Source organism: Frankia sp. CcI156 (assembly GCF_001983015.1).
GTDB lineage: Bacteria > Actinomycetota > Actinomycetes > Frankiales > Frankiaceae > Frankia > Frankia casuarinae.
On record NZ_MOMD01000055.1, the window covers coordinates 1 to 18884 of the forward strand.

The window sequence follows — 18884 nt, forward strand, 5'->3', positions numbered from 1 at the left end:
GTCGACGACGAGCCGGGCGAGCGCCAGGCCGACCTTCTCCGGCGACCAGACCGCCCGCGCGAAAAACCGGTGCGCCCGGTCGTGCGGCCACAGCGTGGACAGGCCCGCGCCGACGAGCATCCCGCACACCGTGCGCCGCCCGCCGGTGGCGAGCATCCCCACGACGAGCGCCCGGAACGTCCGGAACGACGGCGCGGTGAAACACGGCCGGAAACCCTCCAGCAGCACCGCCAGAGAAACCGGTATCGTCACGTCCGGGAGCATCGGCGTCCAACTTTCGGGTTGGTACAGGAAACGCTGATGCTCCCGCCACCAGCCCCTCGCGCTGGCCTTCCACCCCTCCGCCACGCACCGCGATACCACCGGCAGGCACCAGGGAATCATCCACCCGAAAGCAATCGGGAAAATTATCCAGCCGTTGCCAGACACTGATCTGGATCAAGAAAACTGCGAAACTCTAGTTACCTGCCCGTCTCGTTATCGGTACTGCCACCTGATCCATCCTCTTCCCCGCGACCCACCAGGGATCAATTTATGATCTGCTCGAAAGCAGCTTCATGTAGGTCTACCAGGCCAACCACGAGCGGCTCCCCGCAGCCGATGAAGGACGCGCGCCTCGACAGACAGGGGAGTCAGTCGTATATATGGCCTGGGCCTTGCTACCGAGCGCCGACCGCCCTAGACTCGACTGAGCGAGAGGTCATCTTCGGCGCGCGAGGGGAACTCCATCTGCATGTCACAAAAGAGCACATCGCGCAAAAATGTTCTGCTTATTTCCCTGGACACGCTGCGCGCCGACGTCRCATACTCAGGAATCTTCCCGACGTTGCGCGGACTCAGCGAGTCCAGCGTCATGTTCAGTCAGGCGATATCCTCTTCACCGTTAACCCCGGTCAGCCATGCCACGGTGCTGTCGGGCAGGCAGCCACCGGTACACGGGGTGCGACACCTGTTCCAGGAATCGATGAACTCTGAGGTGACKACACTCGCCGAGGTGCTGCGAGAGCAGGGGTACGCCACCGGCGCGGTCGTCGCCTCACCTGGAATGAACGCCTGGKACGGTCTCGGCCGCGGCTTCGACCACTATGACGATTGGGTTCCCCCGTTGGCCGACGGTGGTGACGCGCTGCGGGTGGTCGACGTCGAACTGCGCGGCACCGCGATGAAGCGGGCGCCGATGGTCACCGAACGGGCGTTGCGGTGGTTCGAGCGCCAAGGGCCGAGGCCGGTGCTGCTGTTCGCGCACTATTTCGACTCCCACTGGCCCTATGAACCACCGGAGGACGTGGGCATTCCCGTGCGCAACCCTTACGAGGGCGAAGTCGCCTACATGGACCGCAGCGTCGGACACCTGCTCGACGGGCTGGTCGAGCGCGGCCTTGTCCTCGAGGACACCGCTGTCGTGCTGTTCTCCGACCACGGCGAGGACCTCGGCGGCTGGTACCCCGACGACCATGCGGGCGAGCTGGGCCATCCTGAGGAGCGTGGGCACGGCACCCTGCTGTTCGACGTGACCCAACGAGTCCCGCTGATCGTGCGTGCGTCGTGGGCAGGCTCGCCGGGCACTGTGGTGGACAGCCAGGTTCGGCTGGCCGACGTGATGAGCACAATCCTGGAACTAGTGGACGTTCCCGCGCCGGAGACCGACGGGGTGTCGCTGGTGCCAATGATGAAGTCGGGCACCACCGCCGAGGACCTGCCCGCCTACTGCGAGACGTTCTACCGGCTCGAACTCGCCAAGGCAGACCCGCGCTGGCGCCACCTCAAGGCGCTCACCGCGGTCCGCAAACCCGACCACAAGATCATCTGGGAACGCGGAACCGAGAACGTGGAGCTCTACGATCTGGTTAACGACCCGGCGGAACGCTCGCCCTACGGGTTCTTCGGCCAGGCCCCGCGAAGGGGTTCGGATGAGTCTTGACGCATCCTCGTGGACCGACGCCGAGGGCGTGCCGGTGGTACGGCTGCTGCGCTGGCGCGGGGAGTGGTCCGCGGAAGACCCGGATGCCAACTTCCGTGCCGAGGTCGCCGACTACACCCGGCTCGAACCGCTGACCACGGTGAGCACCCTGGCGAGCAGGCTGGAGATCCCGGTCGGCGCGCTGGTGCGCTACGTGCTGGCGAGATGGGCCACCGGCGGCAGCGCGGGGCTACTGGAACTGGGGCCCACAATGGTGCGCAGGATGTGGGAGCCGGTACGCACCGCCGAGGAGGCCGACTCCGACGAACATCGGCTCGCCRCCTACCATCAGCTGCGGCAGATGCTCTCCTGGCTCAAGGTTCCCTTGGACGATCCAACGGTCTACCCGGTGGCCGGTGAGTGAGGCGGGCGGGCTCCCACCCGCGGCGAGGGTGGCCGGCGGAGCGTCAGGGGCACGCTGTTGCGCCATTCACCTGCACCCCGCGGCTGCAGCTCTACGGGTTCGCTCGACGGTCGTAGACTGGCCCCGGACACGATCATCCTCGCCCTCGACGATCAGCGTCGGCTGCCCACCGCGCTGCGCGCGGAACTCGGGCGGCACGTACCCGACTAACGTGCGGCGGGCACGCTGCCTGCGGTGGACGACGCAGGCTGGGTGGCCGGCGAGCGGTGCGGAATGGTCGACGGCCCGCGCCCGCAGGTGGCCCGGACCTGGTTGGGCCTAATGGTCGCTGACCGCAGGCGCCCCCCGAGCCGGTTCAGTCGCTGCTGGAGGGTGGTCCGGCAACGCCGCCGGCTGCCGGTGGCGGTCGTCGAGCAGGTGCGCGCCCCGCGTCGTAGCAGCCTGTCGAGAGCAGCGCAACCATGACGATCAGGACTCAAGCCACTGAACTGGCCGCTCGGCTGCCGGCCGGCCCGACTGTGCGCGAGCGTGAGCCGGTGGCGGGCGGGCGGGTCACCCGCGACGACGTGGCGCGGTTGGCGGGCACCTCGACGGCAGTGGTCAGCTACGTGGTCAACGGTGGCCCGCGACCGGTCGCGGGCGCCACGAGGGCCAGAGTGCTAGCTGCGATTGAGCAACTGGGGTACCGGCCCAACGCCCTGGCCCGAGGGCTGAGCATGCGCGGGGTAATGCTGCTGGGGCTGGTGGTGCCCGACGCAGCCAACCCGTTCTTCGCACGGTTAGTCCACGCGGTCGAGCGGGCAGCGGCCCGCCGGGGACACCTGTTGCTGGTAGGCAACACGGCGTTTTCCCCTAGCGCGGAAGAGCACTACCTTGACGCATTCTCACGGCTCTCCCCCGCCGCGCTCATCGTAGTCAACTCCGCGGATACCCCCGGGATCCGACACGTCCTGTCGATGCTGGACTGCCGAGTGGTGCTGCTCCACAAGCGAGTCATCGGCTTCCACGGGCCGCTGGTCATCGGCGACGACTACCGAGGGGGCTGGCTGGCCGCCGAGCACCTGGTCGGCCATGGCCGTAAGAGGCCGCTGTGTCTGAGCGGTCCGGACCGGGAGTCCCCGGTGGCCGACCGCGAGCGGGGGTTCTCCGCCGCGCTGYGGGCTGCGGGCGCCCCCGTCACCTCGGTGCTGCGCAGCGGCTTCCTCCGTGCCGAGGCCATGCGCGCTACGCTGGCGGCCATAGCGGGCAGCTACCAGCCGGACGCGATCTTCGCTACCACCGAGGAGCATGCGCACGGGGTGCTCGCTGCGGCGCGGGCTGCGGGGGTGCGGGTGCCCGACGACCTGGCCGTGCTGGCCATGGACGGGCTACMGGAAGGTGAGTTCGCCGCGCCGCCGTTGTCGACCGTGGCGGTAGACATCGCGGGCTTCGCCGATATGGCRGTAAACGAGGCCCTGAACCCCGGACCGGGCGACACCCGGGTAACCGTCTTCGGCGTGCGGYTGGTTCCGCGTCTCAGCTGCGGGTGCGCCCCGGCGCCCGCTCGGACCAGTACGTCCACTACGGACGTCTGATCCGGGCTCACCCACATGAACCCGTCCCCGATGTTGAGGAGCAGACATTTGCCGACCCCCCATAACCGGGACCGGTCGGCGCTACGGATCCTGCTGACGAGCATGATCGGCAGCGCCATCGAATGGTACGACTTCTACCTGTACTCCACCGCGTCGGCGCTGGTACTGGGGCCGCTGTTCTTCCCTAAGAGCTCGCCTCAGGCCCAGATCCTGGCTGTGTTCGCGACCTACGCAGCCGGCTTTCTGGCCCGGCCAATCGGTGGCCTGCTTGCCGGACACCTCGGCGACCGGGTCGGGCGCAAGTCGATCCTGGTGCTGACTCTCGGCGTGATGGGGATGGCCACGTTTCTCGTCGGCCTGCTGCCTACCAGCAACCAGGTCGGGGTGCTGGCCCCCGCGCTGCTGATCGTGCTGCGCGTGTTGCAGGGGATCGGCATCGGCGGCGAGTGGGGCGGCGGGGTGCTGCTGGCGGTGGAGAACGCCCCACSGGGCCGGGGCGGATGGTACAGCAGCTGGCCGCTGCTGGGGTTCCCGGTCGGCCTCGCGTTGAGCACCCTCACCTGGACGGCGCTGGCCCAGCTGCCCAGGCAGGAGCTACTGTCCTGGGGCTGGCGTCTCCCGTTCCTGGCCTCTGTGGTGCTGGTGGGCATCGGACTGTACGTGCGACTGGGCATCGCCGAGACCCCTGAGTTCAGCCAGGCCAGGGCCGCGGGCGAGGTGGTGCGGCTACCGGTGGCACAGGTCCTGCGCGAGCAGCCGCGCCACGTGCTGTGCGGGCTACTGGCGGCGCTCGGAGTGGGCAGCACGGTCTCGCTCTACAGCGTCTTCCTGCTGTCCACCGTGGCCACAGGAGGTGGTCGCCACGATGTCGCGCTGACTGCACTGGTCATCAGCGCCGCGTTGCAGTGTCTCTCGATACCGCTGTTCGCCACACTGTCGGATCGGATCGGGCGCAAACCATTGATGGTGTTCGGTTACGCGGTCGCCGCAGCGACCACCGTCCCGGCGCTGCTGTGGTTCGACAGTGGAAACCTACTCGCGGTGAGCGCAATCTACGTCATGGCCATATCGATCGGGCACGGCGGCTGCTATGGTAATCTCGCGGCATTCCTCTCCGAGCTGTTCCCGCCTACCCGGCGATTCTCCGCGCTTGCGGTGACGTACCAAGTTGGTGTCACCGTCGCCAGCTTCCTCCCGTTGGCCRCCACAGCGATTGCCTCCGGCACGCGCATGACCGTCGATGTCGCACTGCTGTTCTGCGGTGTCGCCACCGTCGCCGCGATCGCGACTTCCCTGGCACCCCAACCTTTCATGCCATCCACCACCACCCCCGTAGGCGATCATGTAGCTACCGTGAGCTAATCACACTCGTCGCTCCCCTTTGCTGATCTGAGAGAGGACATCCACATGGCGACCCTACCCGACCTCGGTGATGCCGACGCCCTGCGGGACTGGCACACMTCCTTCCGTGCGATCCGCGAACACCAACGGATGTACTGGGATGACGCCGTCGGCGCGTGGCTGGTAACTCGGCACGCCGACGTCGAGATGGGCCTGTACGACCACCGGCTGTCCTCACAGGGCCCGACGTCATTCATGGCCCAACTGTCCGCCGAAGACCTGGCGAAATTCGCCGACCTGCAACGATTCTACGAAAGCTGGATGGTCTTCTCCAACGAGCCTTACCACACCGTTGTGCGCGGGTCGGTGCAACGCGTGCTGACCCCGAGAGCGGTGCAGAAACGCCAAGAGGCGGTCCGCGCCGCGGCGCGGTCACTGTTGGACCGGGCCAGAGCGGAGGTCGTCGACGTCAACAGCGACTTCGCCAGACCGCTGGCCACGGCGGTGATCTCGGAGGTGCTCGGTGTTCCAGAGCAGGAGTGGGACAACTGCTCCCGCTGGTCGCACCACATCATCGACTTCATCAGTGCGCCGCAGCCGGATGCGTCGCGGGCCATGGCTGCGGCGGAGTCCTACGACCAGATGTGCGACTATGTCTACCACCTGGTGGAGGAACATCGCCGCACCGGCCGCGACGACTCGCCGATGCTGGCCGTGGCCGACGTCGGCGCGCACGCGGTGGTGGGCACGTTCGCGCAGTTCATGACCGGCGGCTGCGACCCGATCTCGGCCGCGATCGCCAACGCGGTGRCCACGTTGCTCGCCCACCCCGACCAGATGCAGAGACTGGAGCGCGACCGCTCACTGATCCCGACCGCGATAGAGGAGTTCATCCGTTACGAGTCCCCATTCACCCTCGTGCCCAGAGTGGTGACCGAGCCGATGACCGTGGCCGGGCAGCACCTCCACGAAGGCTCTCGGGTACTGYTCATGCTGCTGGCCGCCAATCGCGACCCTGGTGTGTTTGAACGTCCGGACGAGGTGGACGTCGGCCGTTCACCCAATCCGCACCTGGGCTTCGGCAAAGGCAGCCATTACTGCATCGGCGCGGGCTTGGCCCGGCTGGAGATGACCGAGTCGATCGAGGCGATCATCGACATGGCGCCGAACCTGGAGTTGGCAGGCCAGGTGGAATGGTCCAGCAGCTTGGGTCTGCGGTCTGCGGTGAAACTCCCGGTATCGGTGTCCCGATAGCGCCCACCACGTGACGGTCAATTCGGATACTGGCCGCTGACCGCGGTCACGCTGACGTCCGCCACCGTGTTCGAATAGCCGGCGTGCGCGGGCGACAACACTTCTGGCGCGACGCATGCTGCTCGCGCAGGTGGTTCGCAGGGCGCCATGCATACCTGGATTTGGCTCAAGCCACGCCTTTTCAGTTCGATCAATATAGCCGTCCCCAGGCATCACACTGGGGTGCGGGCTGGAGAGGCTCATGCGCAGATGACGCTGGACGAGCGGGTGGGTGAAGGGCGTGTGCTCGTTGACCGACAACGAAGCGGCCACTCCGCTTGCGTGGCCCTGGTAGGAAGGGCTGAAGGGCCTCGGTGCCTATTTTCCACCAGTCGCTTTCGGAACGCGGATCCGATGCCGTGAACCGGTGCGAACTGCACTGCCATCTCGACGGCTCGGTCCGGCTGAACACACTGGCCAACATGGCCGCAGCAGCACGACTGACCCTCGTCGCGCCCATCGAGCGTCTGGCCGTCGCACCGGAGGACGTGGGAGATCTGCCCTCCTTCCTGACATACATCGACATTGCCCTGGACGTGCTGCAGACCCCGGATGCGCTGCGCCGGAYCGCCGCTGAACTGGTCGCGGACTGGGCCGCCGATGRGGTCGACTATGGTGAAGCCCGCTTCGCTCCGCAGCTGCACACCCGCGCGGACATGGCGATCGACGATGCGATTATCGCGGTGGCCGACGGCTTGGCGGAGGGAACGCGCGCACATGGAGTCGGCTCCGCGCTGATCGTATGTTGCCTACGCCAGCAGTCTCCGGAGATCAGTCTCATGGTCGCCGACGCCGCCGCGCGGCTACGGCACGTCGTCGCTGGTCTGGATCTGGCGGGCGACGAGCGGGTCCTTGGCGCGCGACACGTCGAGGCATTCAACCTGGCGCACAGCCAAGGTATCCCGGTGACCGTTCACGCGGGCGAGGCGGTCGGTCCCGAGAGCGTGTGGGAAGCGTTGGACGTGCTCGGCGCCTGGCGTATCGGGCATGGGGTACGCAGCGTCGAGGAAGCGGCGCTACTGGATCGTCTGCGCCGGGATCAGATCGTGCTGGAAACTTGTCCACGCTCCAATGTGCTGACGCGGGCCGTGCCCGCGCTGGCGGCACATCCAGTGGCGCGTTTCCTGAACGAGGACATCCGCGCAACGGTCAACACCGACGCGCGCACCACCGCTGCTACCACTCTCACCGCCGAGCTGGATTCGCTCGCCCGGGAGTTCGGCTGGAGCGATGACGAACCCGAACTGCTATGCCGCAACGCCGCCAAGGGCGCCTTCGGTCCGCTGCTACCGACATGGCCGAAAGTCTCATAACCATCCTGCTCACTGCGGGGATGTGTGACGAGTCGACCAATGCCTGGTACAGGACAATCTGTCCGGCGACGTTGCGCTCGGGCAGCAGTGCCAGGCAGACGCTGCCAGACGCGGGCMTCGGCCCAGCCGTGTCGCCGCCGCCAGAGGTCGCTCTCCACACCCCGAACAAACCCGTCGGCGAACATCTGCCCGCAGTGGCACCGCGAGCACCGGGTCGCGGCAGGTCAGGTCAGAGCCGGCAGGCCCAGCACACGCGCGGCCCAGGGCAGGGCGATGCGTAGCTGAACCAGCTGGATGCCGCGGACCCCCGGTGCGTCGGGGATAGGCGGCTGGCCTGCGCGCGCGGCGAAGAAACCCGCCACGTGCGCRGCCATAGCCGGGTCGAGGTCGGCTACGACCCGCTCGGGTAGCGGACCGCCCTCGGCACGCAGGCTCGGCAGCCAAAACGCGATGTCAAACTCAGGATTGCCGATGGCGGCGTGGTTCCAGTCGAACAGGACCGCACGGCCTTTGCGTAGGAAGACGTTGTCGCTGCGTACGTCGAGATGGAGGGTGGAACGCCCGGCGAGCGTCTGGCTGTCGGCCGCGCCGAGCAGAGCAGGCAGCGCCCGGTCCAGCCAGCCGTGCGTGCACAGGCCGAGCGAGAGGAAAGGGCCGGGGTCTTCTGCGACCAGCCGCCAGCCCTGCTGGCAGTAGGGGCTGGCCTCGATAGCCGGCAGGTCGGCGGGGGCGGGCACCCGGTGCAGCTCGGCCAGGCTTGTCTGCACTGCCTCGATCGCCTCGGGAGTCCACGGCGGCGGCCACTCGCCGTCGGAGAGGTTCTCCAGCACCAGCATCGGAGTCGCGCCGTCGTCGTCCCACCCTAGCGATTCAGGCAGGAACGACCCACCCAGTGAGGAGTAGACCGCGTGCTCGGTACGTAGCCAGGCCCCTGTCTCCTCATTGACCGCCTGCTTGACGAAGACAGAACGGCCCCCGGCCAGCTCGACGACCCAACGACGGTTCGGGGTGTAGCCTCTGTCGGTGATCGCGCGGGCGGCAACCACACGATCACCCAAGATCCGACGCAGCCGCTCGGCATCGGCCAAACTGAGTTCCACGACGGCATCATACTGACCATGAGTCAGCCACCCGCATCTGGATGAAGTGACGTGGGGCAACCTGCAGCGTCGGTGCTGCATAGCCAGACGAACCGATCACACGGTGACGGCACCCCCGGGCACGTCCGCCGGCATCAGCCTGCGTGGACCGATTCGACTCGGCCCGGTCCCGACCGCAGCAGCACCCCGCACACCAGCAGTCCCACGACCACGATCGCGGCGATGGCCAGAAAAGCGCCGTGCAAACCCTGGTTGTTCGCCTCGGCCTGGCCCGCCCCGCCGTCGAGGGCGGCAGTGGACCGCCAGGTGACAATCGCGGCGAGCACGGCGGGACCGATCGACTGCCCAATGTTCATGCCAACGTTGAGTAGTCCGGACGCAACACCCTGCCGCTCAGCTGCGACGGTGGYCGTGGCAGCAACGGTGATCGCGACGAACGCGATGCCMTGGCCCAGACCGAGCAGGATCATCGCGGGAACCAGCAACGGCACGCCACCACCGGTGGGCAAGAACGCCATCGCCACCTCGGCCACCGCAGCAATTGCCAGCCCGACAGGCAGGCTGCGGATGGGGCCGATTCTAGCGATCAGCAGGACTCCGACCTTGTTGCCTACGACCATGAAAAGCGTAACCGGAATAAACATCAGTCCGGCGACGAGCGCGGACATTCCGCTCACTGCCTGCAGATACAGGGTGATAGCGAAGAACTGCCCTCCGAGGGCGGCACCGAAAAACACCGACATCAGGTCGGCGACAGCCACCGGACGGACGCGCAAGATATCGCGGTGCATCAGCCGATCTGTGCTCCGCCGCTCCATAAGCACGAATGCTCCCAGTAGCACCACTACGGCCGTTGCCCGGACCAGGGTATCCGCAGCGGCAGAGACCGGACCCTCGGCGACCGTCCATACCAGAAGACCCATCGCCGCGCCTGCCGTTAGGACCGCGGGAAGACGGAACCGGGGCCCAGCCTCGGTCTCCCTGGTCGCGTCGACGGCGATCAGCCGTGGCGCCAAGACCAAGCWCAGCAACCCAATCGGGACATTGACCAGCAGGACAGCCCGCCAGTCCAGTGCCCAGGTCAGTACCCCTGCGGCCGGTCCCCCCAGGGCCAGGCCGCCCGCACCGGTGACACCCCACCAACTCAGCGCCCTCGTACGCTGTTTCCCCTCGGGGTATCGCGTGACGACCAAGGCTTGGGCGGCCGGGGTGATGAGGCCCGCGGCGGCACCCTGCATGCTGCGGCCAACCAGCAACGCGGCGGCCGAGCCTGACACCGCGACTACCGAGGCGACGACGAATAGCGCGAGTCCCACCAAGAGCACCCGGCGCCGCCCGAACACGTCCGCGGCTCGGCCACCCAACAGCAGGAACGCAGCGAAGGCCAGCCCGTAAGTCGCGGTGACGTAGGTCAGCCCACGATCAGTGAGACCGAGGTCGTCCCCCATTGTTGGCAGCGCCACGAAGACGACGGTGAAGTCCATCGCGATCAGCAGGTGTTGGATGTTCAGCAGAAGGAGCGCACCAGTCGGGCTGGATTTATCAGCGTCAAGGTCGCGCCCGCCGCGAATCGCCCGACTCCCCCTCTTATTAACCATTTCACCCGATTCCTGATTGGATAAAGATTGCCTGACACTGGGCCTCGGTGGGCTACCGAGGCCCAGGCAGGCCGGCGAACGCGGCGGCTTCCAGGGTCAGCCGGCAGATGAAGCGTTTACCGCGGTCATGCAACGTCACCGCCAGGTTTGCAGCCGGAGGCGATCACGAAGAGCATGTGATCGACAAACAGGCCGTTTCGCTGGTGCACCGAGTGCAGGCGGCTGAACTCAGGCGAGGCAGAGCGGTACACCTCGCGGATGGCCTCTCGGGCGGACTCGTCGATAGCGCCGTTGTCCGACCAGACATCGACGTCCTCGATCGAGACATACCGCTCGGTCCGCAGATCGGTGCACCCCGAGCTGGCAACCAGCTTCGCCATGTCCTCGGGTAGGAAAAAGTGGCGCCGTACCGGATTGCGCAGACGCAGCACCTCGAAGTATTCGTCGCGGTCGTCCGGTCCGTAGGCACACAGGTTGATCAGTATGAGCCGCCCGCCCGGCCGCAGTACCCGCACCATCTCGCGCACCGCATCGGGYAGGCGCATGAACTGCACGCCCTGCCTGCACACCACGACGTCGAAGCTGGCATTGGGCCAGGGCAGTTCCTCCGCAGGGCTGATGACCAGCTCGTCGAGGTGTGGCCGGGCCTGAGCAGCCATGTCCTCGGTGATATCGACCCCGATGACTGCGCCAACCCTGCCGTGAAACAGTCGCGATACCAATCCGGTCCCRCAGGCAACGTCCAGCACGCGGTCGGTCGGACCCGCATTGGCGACACGCACGATCACTGCGCCTAGCTCGTCGTCGGTACACCAGGAACTGGACATGTCATAGGTGCGAGCGCGGGCACTGAAGTGGCCGACGACGTTTTCACGGTCGATCCCGGTCCCTTCCCGGCCGAGCTCCAGCCTGTTGATTTTCACGCGTCTCCCATTCATCACCGGGTTCTCAACTGGGGCAGTTCCATTGGCACCCGGGTGCGCGCCCACGCTGTCAGCCGCAGCGAGCGCACCGTCGCGTCGCGCCGGAGCCTACGGGTGTAGTTACGGTCCCGGCACAACGAACGCACCTCGATCACGGTGCGCAGTCCAGCCGAGCGCAGCGCCATGGCGACCATCGAAGGCGCCACCTCCTCCGGCGCGGCGTCGGCGTCCGAGCCATGGTCGTAGCCCAGCCGCCGGGCCAGCGGTGMAGCCACCGCAGCCACCTGCCTACGCTCGGCGGCGGTCAGGCCGGTGCGGTGCGCGCCGATCCGGTCGGCGCCGACCGGCTGCGCGGCCCGTCTCCAAGACTCGGCGAGCGCGCCGATCCGACGCGCCCCCGATGTGAGATGATGGTGCAACATCCCGGCATGCATGGGCTCGCCGAGAAAGGAGCAGAGTTCGTTCAACGCGCCCTCTGGCTCGGTCACCAAGTCCTCGTAGCGAAGCAGGTATACCACCGCGGGCCCGTGCCGCGCCAGCGCCGCGTCCGCGCACCGCTGCTCGCGTAGCCATAGCCGGGCCATCCGATAGGGCATGCTTGGGCCGAAGACCGCACGCTTGGCCGAGGCAGCGACGTCTAGGGGATCCCGGACCAGCCAGACGAACCGGGCGTCGGGATAGCGGCGTAGCACCTCGTCGATGTGGTCGACCATGAACGTGCTCTTGCACCCCCACCGCGGCTTGTCCTCGGCCTCGCGGTACTGTTCGTAGATCGCGGCTACAACGCCGAACGTGGAGGCGTCGGACTCGCGGACCACGCGTGCGAGATCTACCGGATGCGGCCAAGGATGCAGGTGAGCACGCACGATCCGCAGCGCGTCGCGGGCCAGCCGTGTGCGGTTGGCCGCAACACCGAGGTCTCCGTAGGACGCTGCCAGCGGGGCCAGGTACCTCATCAGGTGCGGCGGGTGCGGGACCGCGATGGCGGGGTGTGCGTCGAGCATGAGCCGCAGAAGATTCGACCCGGATCGCTCAGTACCAATAATCAGGACAGGGCGCGCCGACCCAGGTGGTGGAACGGCGGCGCTCACCACAACCACCGCCGCTCAAGCCGATGCGGCCGCGACATGCGCCGGGGCGGCCTTAACCATCCGCGCGGCCCCGCTGGGGATCAGGCTACTACCCAGGGCGGCCACATCCGGGCTGGCGCACCTGTCCAGGGTGAATCRCTCCGAGCCGGGGGCCAACGGGCCTGCCGCAGAGCTGAACTCCCGCCGCCAGTTGCGGCCCGCGTATGACGTCGACCGCTCCAGGCCGTCGTCGGGCTGCGGATGAAAGTACTGGAAGTTCTCGGGGAAGTGCTTGAAGTTCATCACCGGCCCCGGCTCGTAGGAGTCATAGATGCGCTTGTAGGCATCGCGGCAGACCTGCTCGGGCAGGCCACTGACGTTGAGAAACTCGTCCTCATACAGCGCCTGCTCGGTCGAGAGCCAATTCAGGTGGTCAATCTCGGAGCGGATAAGACCGGAGGCGATGGCCTGTTGGTAGACCGTGGTTCCCGGCATGGCCGACAGGTACTTGACTCGGGTGACATGGTTGTAGGTCTCGGCGAACTCCACCATGTGTCTCAGCGATTCCTCGCTCTMGTTGGCCAGTCCGACGATGAGYAGGGACCCGAAGCGCACGCCAGCGTCGAAGGTGGTGTTCATCGCCCGGATAGTCAGGTTCTCGCTGCTGCCCTTGCGGGCCTCACGGAGCACGTCCTTGCCYAGCGACTCCACGCCGTAGAGGATGATATCGGCGCCCGAATCACGCATGGCATCGGCCCTTGGCTTGTCCATGTCCGCACACCGCGTCAGGCACGTCCAGCCGATGTTGTATGGCTTGATGACGTCGCACATCTCGATGGTCTGGCCGCGGTGCGAGCTGAAGGTCAGATCGACAAAGAAGCAGAAGTCAATGCCATAGCGAGTCTTCAGCCAAGCCATGTCCCGATCCATCTTTTCCGGGGATTTGGCCCGTACTTGCGGAGTGGTGCGATAGCAGAAGGAGCAGTCCATCTTGCAGCCGCGGCTGTAGGAGGAGATGATCTGAGGCTGGAGGCCATTGTGACCCTGAGACTGCGGCCACAGCTCCAGCCGCATCCTGGGCAGCGCGTCGAGATCCATCATTTGACCMCGAGCAGGCGTCCGCTTGACCTCACCCTCCTTGGTGCGGTAGCAGATCCCACGGATACTGGGCAGGTCGCGCTCCCAACGACCCGCCGCGTAGCTCTCCATCAGCTCCAGGATTGTGATCTCGCCTTCGCTGATCACTGCGATGTCGCAGGCGGTGTCGTTCATGAACACGTGCGGCACCGAGGTGACCAGCGAGCCGCCGCAGATGATCGGCACGTCCGGTTCTGCTTCCTTCATCTTAGCCATAAGCTCGCGACAAAAGGGGAAGTTGTCCTCGAATGTGCACACGCCCAGCACGTCGGTCTGTCCGACGATGGCATTGTAGGCCTCGTTTAGCGGGTCCAGCGAGTACCGCACGTCGATAATGCGCACCGGATAGCCCGCGTTGTGCAGGACAGTGGAGATGTAGCTGGCGCCCTCGTACGGGGAGGTGAGGAAGAACTCCCACCCACGCGGCATACTGAAAGGAGAGGGGCCGACGACCAGTGTGAAGCGAGGCAGCGATGGGTTCGTCGCCACCGGAGTAGAATCCTGCTCTCGCATCTGAGCCATGTAGCGGTGGTCGACGGTGTCGTCGGCGTTGGTATAGAGCTCAAGTGCCAGGGACTTACGTGCCATTGCAGTGTCCTCCCTGAAGAAGTGATATCGGCGTGGCCACCGGAATACGATTCGGCCGACTACCAGGTGCATGGCGCTAGTCGTCGACGGGCGCCGGATGACCGATATCCCAATCGTAACACCGCAGCCCAATAGGTCACGACAGGAAAACCGAAACCACCCGGAATAACTAGTGCCAGACCGCCCGCGCGACACTCGAATGAAGTTGCTTTCAAGCAGATCATAAAATGTTTCCTGGTGCGCCGCGGCGAAGTGTCGGGGCAGGTGGCAGCGTCGATGCGCCGAGGCCAGGAGGTAACAGATACGGCATGGCCCTCGACTGTTCACGACAGTTCCCACACCAGGCTGGCCCTCACCCAAAGGTGCCATGGGCCGCCGGGTCGCAGCTTCCTGAAAACAGTCGCCCGCCGCTGCGCCTGTCTGGCAGAACYACCGGCCATCGGCGAGGTTGCGAACGACCCGCGGGGGCTCTGGTGCATCGGCGGAGTCCGCTGTCCGCGACCGCCGATCGGTCGTGATCGAGTGATGCGTCGACGTCGTGTCCGTCCACTGGTGACAACTGGTTCCGACGTCGGAGTGCGCCGGGTTCCGGTTCCCACCCGAGGTGATCACCCTGGCGGTCCGCTGGTACCTGCGGTTCGCCCTGTCGTACCGCGACGTGGCGGAACTCCTCGCCGAACGCGGCCCCGAGGTCGATCACGTCACGGTCTACCGGTGGGTGCGCCGGTTCACCCCGCTGCTGATCGACGCGGCCCGGCCATGCCGGCACACACCGGATGATCGTTGGTTCGTCGACGAAACGTCGGTGAAGGTCGCCGGACGATGGACCTGTCTGTACCGGGCCGTCGACCAGGTCGGCCAGGTCATCGACGTGGTGGCCGGCGAGAAGCGGGATCTCGCCGCGGCCCGCCGGTTCTTTACCCGCGCCCTGTCCCACGGCCGGCGGCCCGTCGAGGTGACCACCGACCGGGCCGCCTTCTACCCACGAGTCCTCGACGAACAGCTCCCTGCCGCTCCTCACATCGACGACCAGTACGCGAACAATCCGATCGAGGCCGACCACGGCCGGATCACGGCACGACTACAGCCKATGCGATCGCCGCGCGGGACGGAACGGGTATCGCTGGTCAAGCTCGCTGGCGATCTCCAGGTGGATCATCCCGTGGCCCGCAGGCCGCCGCGGATGTCTTCCATCACTGCTCATGGGACGGTCCGCAGGCCTGATCCCCGCTTCCTTCTCTGGGCTGCGAGGTGCTGGCCAGAGGTGACCGCCTCGGGTCGGCGGGGGTGCTGCCAGGGGTCCAGAGCGCGCAGCGCGTCCGCGACCCGCCGCAGGGTTTGCTGGTCGGTGCGGTAGGCCACCGGTTCCACCGGTTGCGGCCCTGCCACCGGCGTTCGTGTCGGCATCACCGGAGCCGTGATGGCCGTCGTCGGGCGCAATCCACCCGGAATCTGCGCCCAGACGACCTTTCCGCCGGTACGCGCCCGGAACCATCCCCATCGGGTGCTCAGCGCATCGACAAGGGTGAGACCGCGTCCGTGCTCGTCGAAGGCGTCGGGGCTGGTGAGCTGCGGACCCACCTCGCTGCTATCCCACACTTCGACGAGCACGTGTCCGCTCGCGGCGGTGAGCCGTATCGCCACCACGTCGCGCGGGTGGCTGGCCTTGACGGCATTGGACGCCAGTTCACAGGCGACGGCTTCGGTGATCGAGACTGCGGCGCGGCTCACGAACCATGCGGTCAGCGTGCGAACCGTGCTCGTGCGCACGTCGGTYACGGCGGCGTCGGTGGGTGGGAAGTGCGCCACGGCCACCCGGACAATGGGCGTCGGGTCACCGCTCATGCCCGCGGCCCTGGCCGTGTCGCCTCTGGCTGTCTACGGCACCACACAAGCTCATCCCCGCCTGTCGTTGCGGTTGGTGACGCTGACCCCGCCGGGCCTGGCCTGGCGGCGGTGCATCCGGCGGGGACAGCGGACGGTGTGAAGGACGTGCCCGCGCTGATGCGGCCTGCGTGACCTGATCTGCGCGGATCGTCCCCCTGGCAAGCCGATGATGGGCCTGTGGACTTCCGGATGCAAGTACGATCGGAAGTCCGTTCGGACTTGTTGTGGTCCTGTGTGGGCGGCGACGCACGCAGCGGTGCCAGACTGTGGCGCCAGCGGGGCAAGGCGGAGTGGAGGGGTCGTGGCGGCACGATCGGGGCCAACGGTTCGACGACGCAGGCTCGGGGTCGAGCTGCGCCGCCTGCGCGAAGCGGCCGGGCTCACCGCCGCCGAGGCGGCCAAGGCGATCCGCGGGTCGGAGGCGAAGATCAGCCGGATGGAGAACGGGCTCGTCTCGTTCCGGGCGATCGACGTCAGTGATCTTCTGCACGCCTACGGCATCACCGACGACGCCCGACGTGAGGCGGTCCTCGCGCTGGCCAAGGAGACCCGGCAGCAGGGCTGGTGGCACACCTACGGGGATGTGGTTCCGCGCTGGTTCGAGGTGTATGTCGGGCTCGAAGCCGAGGCGAGCCACATCGCGACATTCGAGATGTTGCTCGTTCCCGGGCTACTCCAGACCGCCGACTACGCCCGCGCGGTGATGCAGGYCGCCACGCCGCTGCTGGCTGATGYGGAGATCGATCGTGCCGTGGATCTCCGCCTCGGTCGTCAGAAGGCGCTGGCCGCCGACCCACCGCCGCAGCTCTGGGCGATCCTGGACGAAGCCGCGGTCCGCCGTGTGGTCGGTGGGCCCACGGTGACACGTGCCCAACTCGCCCACCTGATCGAGATGTCCCGCCGTCCCGAGATCACTATCCAGGTGCTGCCGTTCCGTCTCGGGGCCCACGCGGGCATGGGTGGATCGTTCATCCTGCTGGGCTTCCCCGACGGGGACAACACACCGGAGATCGTCTACATCGATCAGGCGACCGGCAGCCTGTACCTTGATCGCCCGGCGGACGTCAGTCAGTACCGGGAACGGATGGATAGGCTGCGGGCATCAGCCCACGATGAGGACGCATCACGCCGCCTGATCGTCGACGCGATGGAAGGTGTTGACGATGACCACAACCCGTGACACCCAGTTGCACTGGCGCAAGAGCAGCCATAGCAACGGCAACGGCGGGGCCTGCGTCGAAGTCGCCGAGCTGCCCGACGGTGGCCGTGCGGTCCGGGACTCCAAGGACCCCGGCGGGCCCGTCCTCGTGTTCACGGCGGCAGAGTGGACGGCGTTCCTCGCTGGCGCACGCGATGGCGAGTTCGGTTCCTGACAGCGACGTAGCGGCGTTGCTGATCTCCCAGTCGTGCGCCGTGGGTGAGACGGGCGCCTTCCGCCCGGTCTTCGTCTCCCGACGCCGACCGCTTCTGTGCGCCGTGCTCAGCCCGGCGTGATCTGCGCTACACCGATCGGGACACCGCCGGTCTCCCGTCTTCGATGATCAGGCGGGACGGCTTGACGGGACCAGGCGTCGCATCGGCCTACAAGGTGACCGGACATGGGTGGAGCCTCCGAGCCGTGGGCTCGGAGGCTCCAGGTGGCGCGGTCAGTCGTCGTTGCTGATGCGCCGATGCCGGTCCTGATAGGTGAGAGCGTCTCGGATCGTGTCGCAGCGCGAGGTGAGTTCGCGTGCTTCCGCGAGTGCGGCATCCCGAACCTTGATCACAGCGCGGCGTGATCCGTACTTTCCGCCGTAGATCTGCTGGGCGACGATGGCGAACACGCCGGTACGTCCAAGATCTTYAGCGCGGCGAGCGACAGCCATGATCCTCCGCAGCGTCGGGAAGTCGCGTCCGTCTCCCCATGCCGCCGCGARCACGACATCGGAGACGCCAGCGAGGAACGTCACCGCCGCGAGGTGATGCGCCTGCGACTCGATCTCTCCCGCGCTGGTCTCGCGGCGTGGGGGACGGTAGCCGTTGCGCTGGGCGGCGGACTTGACCGCCCACGCACGGACGGTGCCACGGTCAACGATGAACATCTCCCCGTCCTGGGGCTGGTACTGCCAGCGGTCGGGCTCTCGGGTGGCGACATTGACGGACGCGACGACGCAGTCCCGGACGATCACACCGAGCCTACGCGCGTAGATCAGGACGGCGTCGTGGGCGACGTCGTCGGACACGTCGTCCGTGCCATAGGGGGCGTAGCCGTTGCGGCTGATGGTGGCGCTGCGGTCGGCCCGCTTGCGGGAGCGGGACGCGTCGAGCTTCCGRCAGTAGCGGCGGGCGTGACCGACGATGGCCTCCCAGTCGGCTTGGGTGACGCGCGCCATGTCCTCGCGGGTGGCGGCCTCACCGGGAACGGTCGACGGAATCTCACGGGAAAAGAAGACATGCGACATGGAAAGACTCCACAGAAGGGTGAATTGGCGTCGCGCGCCGGGCGCAACGCGCCGATAACTAATAATCCCCCACCGGTACCGAGAAATCAATATCCCCAGACCATCTTTTCTGGAATTTCCCAGGCATCGCGCGTCCATTTTTCGTCGACAAAGATGCACCCATCACGCCTACGGGGAGGGCGAAATAAGAATCGGACGAATAGCAGAAGAGGGCGGAAGGCGTGAAATCGTAGAATGGAAGATGTATAGAAAAGCGGGAGGGATGGAGGGATTCCTTTGCGGGGAAGTCTTCTAT

Annotated in this window: 17 protein-coding genes and 1 pseudogene; 10 read left to right on the forward strand and 8 right to left on the reverse strand. The window is 66.7% G+C overall.

Translation table 11 applies throughout. From position 1 onward, the window contains the following. On the reverse strand, window positions 1–252 hold a 252-nt coding region (locus CcI156_RS18415; protein ID WP_254847507.1), incomplete at its 3' end, for a transposase. 481 nt (window positions 253–733) lie between these two features. Here CcI156_RS18415 and CcI156_RS18420 point away from each other — a divergent pair. The 6 genes from CcI156_RS18420 to add all read left to right on the forward strand — a co-directional run bounded on the left by CcI156_RS18420 (window position 734) and on the right by add (window position 7845). Continuing rightward, window positions 734–1921, forward strand: coding sequence for a sulfatase (locus tag CcI156_RS18420; RefSeq protein WP_076807140.1), 1188 nt, complete (start codon window positions 734–736; stop codon window positions 1919–1921). Next, the gene (locus CcI156_RS18425; RefSeq protein ID WP_076807143.1) at window positions 1911–2324 is read left to right on the forward strand and encodes a DUF6027 family protein; all 414 of its coding nucleotides are present in this window, start codon (window positions 1911–1913) and stop codon (window positions 2322–2324) included. The genes CcI156_RS18420 and CcI156_RS18425 overlap by 11 nt, the downstream gene beginning before the upstream one ends. Window positions 2325–2785: 461 nt before the next feature. After that, entirely contained in the window at window positions 2786–3898 is a 1113-nt protein-coding gene (locus CcI156_RS18430) for a LacI family DNA-binding transcriptional regulator (protein ID WP_083718646.1), read from the forward strand. Between the two features lie 48 nt (window positions 3899–3946). Then, window positions 3947–5260, forward strand: coding sequence for an MFS transporter (locus tag CcI156_RS18435; RefSeq protein WP_083718648.1), 1314 nt, complete (start codon window positions 3947–3949; stop codon window positions 5258–5260). Between the two features lie 45 nt (window positions 5261–5305). Further along, window positions 5306–6493, forward strand: coding sequence for a cytochrome P450 (locus tag CcI156_RS18440; protein ID WP_076807145.1), 1188 nt, complete (start codon window positions 5306–5308; stop codon window positions 6491–6493). Window positions 6494–6846: 353 nt separating this feature from the next. Then, window positions 6847–7845, forward strand: coding sequence for an adenosine deaminase (gene add / locus CcI156_RS18445; RefSeq protein WP_076807147.1), 999 nt, complete (start codon window positions 6847–6849; stop codon window positions 7843–7845). 224 nt (window positions 7846–8069) lie between these two features. On the opposite strand, the gene CcI156_RS18450 is transcribed toward add, so the two are convergent. The 5 genes from CcI156_RS18450 to CcI156_RS18470 form a co-directional block, all read right to left on the reverse strand. Beyond that, window positions 8070–8945 carry a phosphotransferase gene (locus CcI156_RS18450; RefSeq protein ID WP_023841609.1) on the reverse strand — a complete coding sequence of 292 codons (876 nt, stop codon included), beginning with the start codon at window positions 8943–8945 and terminating at the stop codon, window positions 8070–8072. A gap of 134 nt (window positions 8946–9079) precedes the next feature. Then, the gene (locus tag CcI156_RS18455; protein ID WP_083718650.1) at window positions 9080–10543 is read right to left on the reverse strand and encodes an MFS transporter; all 1464 of its coding nucleotides are present in this window, start codon (window positions 10541–10543) and stop codon (window positions 9080–9082) included. A 125-nt stretch (window positions 10544–10668) separates the two neighbouring features. Continuing rightward, window positions 10669–11466, reverse strand: coding sequence for a class I SAM-dependent methyltransferase (locus tag CcI156_RS18460; RefSeq protein WP_011436211.1), 798 nt, complete (start codon window positions 11464–11466; stop codon window positions 10669–10671). Between the two features lie 14 nt (window positions 11467–11480). Next, entirely contained in the window at window positions 11481–12566 is a 1086-nt protein-coding gene (locus tag CcI156_RS18465; RefSeq protein WP_371681821.1) for a sulfotransferase, read from the reverse strand. A 6-nt stretch (window positions 12567–12572) separates the two neighbouring features. After that, window positions 12573–14261 (reverse strand): B12-binding domain-containing radical SAM protein, encoded by a 1689-nt coding sequence (locus tag CcI156_RS18470; protein ID WP_076807193.1) that lies wholly within the window; start codon window positions 14259–14261, stop codon window positions 12573–12575. A gap of 559 nt (window positions 14262–14820) precedes the next feature. Here CcI156_RS18470 and CcI156_RS18475 point away from each other — a divergent pair. Beyond that, window positions 14821–15361, forward strand: a pseudogene (locus CcI156_RS18475) (IS6 family transposase); the annotation flags it as partial. A gap of 100 nt (window positions 15362–15461) precedes the next feature. Here CcI156_RS18475 and CcI156_RS18480 read toward each other — a convergent pair. Then, the gene (locus CcI156_RS18480; protein WP_236701556.1) at window positions 15462–16076 is read right to left on the reverse strand and encodes an ATP-binding protein; all 615 of its coding nucleotides are present in this window, start codon (window positions 16074–16076) and stop codon (window positions 15462–15464) included. On the opposite strand from CcI156_RS18480, the gene CcI156_RS27120 reads away from it, so the two are divergent. From CcI156_RS27120 to CcI156_RS18490, 3 genes are all read left to right on the forward strand, one after another. Next, on the forward strand, window positions 15967–16248 hold the full coding sequence (locus tag CcI156_RS27120; protein WP_235609218.1) for a hypothetical protein: 282 nt from the start codon (window positions 15967–15969) through the stop codon (window positions 16246–16248). The two genes, CcI156_RS18480 and CcI156_RS27120, sit on opposite strands and share 110 nt — an antisense overlap. A gap of 201 nt (window positions 16249–16449) precedes the next feature. Further along, on the forward strand, window positions 16450–17328 hold the full coding sequence (locus CcI156_RS18485) for a helix-turn-helix transcriptional regulator (protein WP_076807150.1): 879 nt from the start codon (window positions 16450–16452) through the stop codon (window positions 17326–17328). Beyond that, window positions 17312–17521: a DUF397 domain-containing protein gene (locus CcI156_RS18490; RefSeq protein ID WP_011436218.1), complete on the forward strand. Its 210-nt coding sequence runs from the start codon at window positions 17312–17314 to the stop codon at window positions 17519–17521. Before CcI156_RS18485 ends, CcI156_RS18490 begins: the two co-directional genes overlap by 17 nt. A gap of 273 nt (window positions 17522–17794) precedes the next feature. Here CcI156_RS18490 and CcI156_RS18495 read toward each other — a convergent pair whose 3' ends face one another. Next, entirely contained in the window at window positions 17795–18589 is a 795-nt protein-coding gene (locus tag CcI156_RS18495) for a hypothetical protein (protein ID WP_076807152.1), read from the reverse strand. Between the last annotated feature and the right edge of the window lie 295 nt (window positions 18590–18884).

Coding starts and splice junctions, on each gene's coding strand:
- CcI156_RS18490 (WP_011436218.1), top strand. CDS start 17,312: ATGACCACAACCCGTGACACCCAGTTGCACTGGCGCAAGAGCAGCCAT.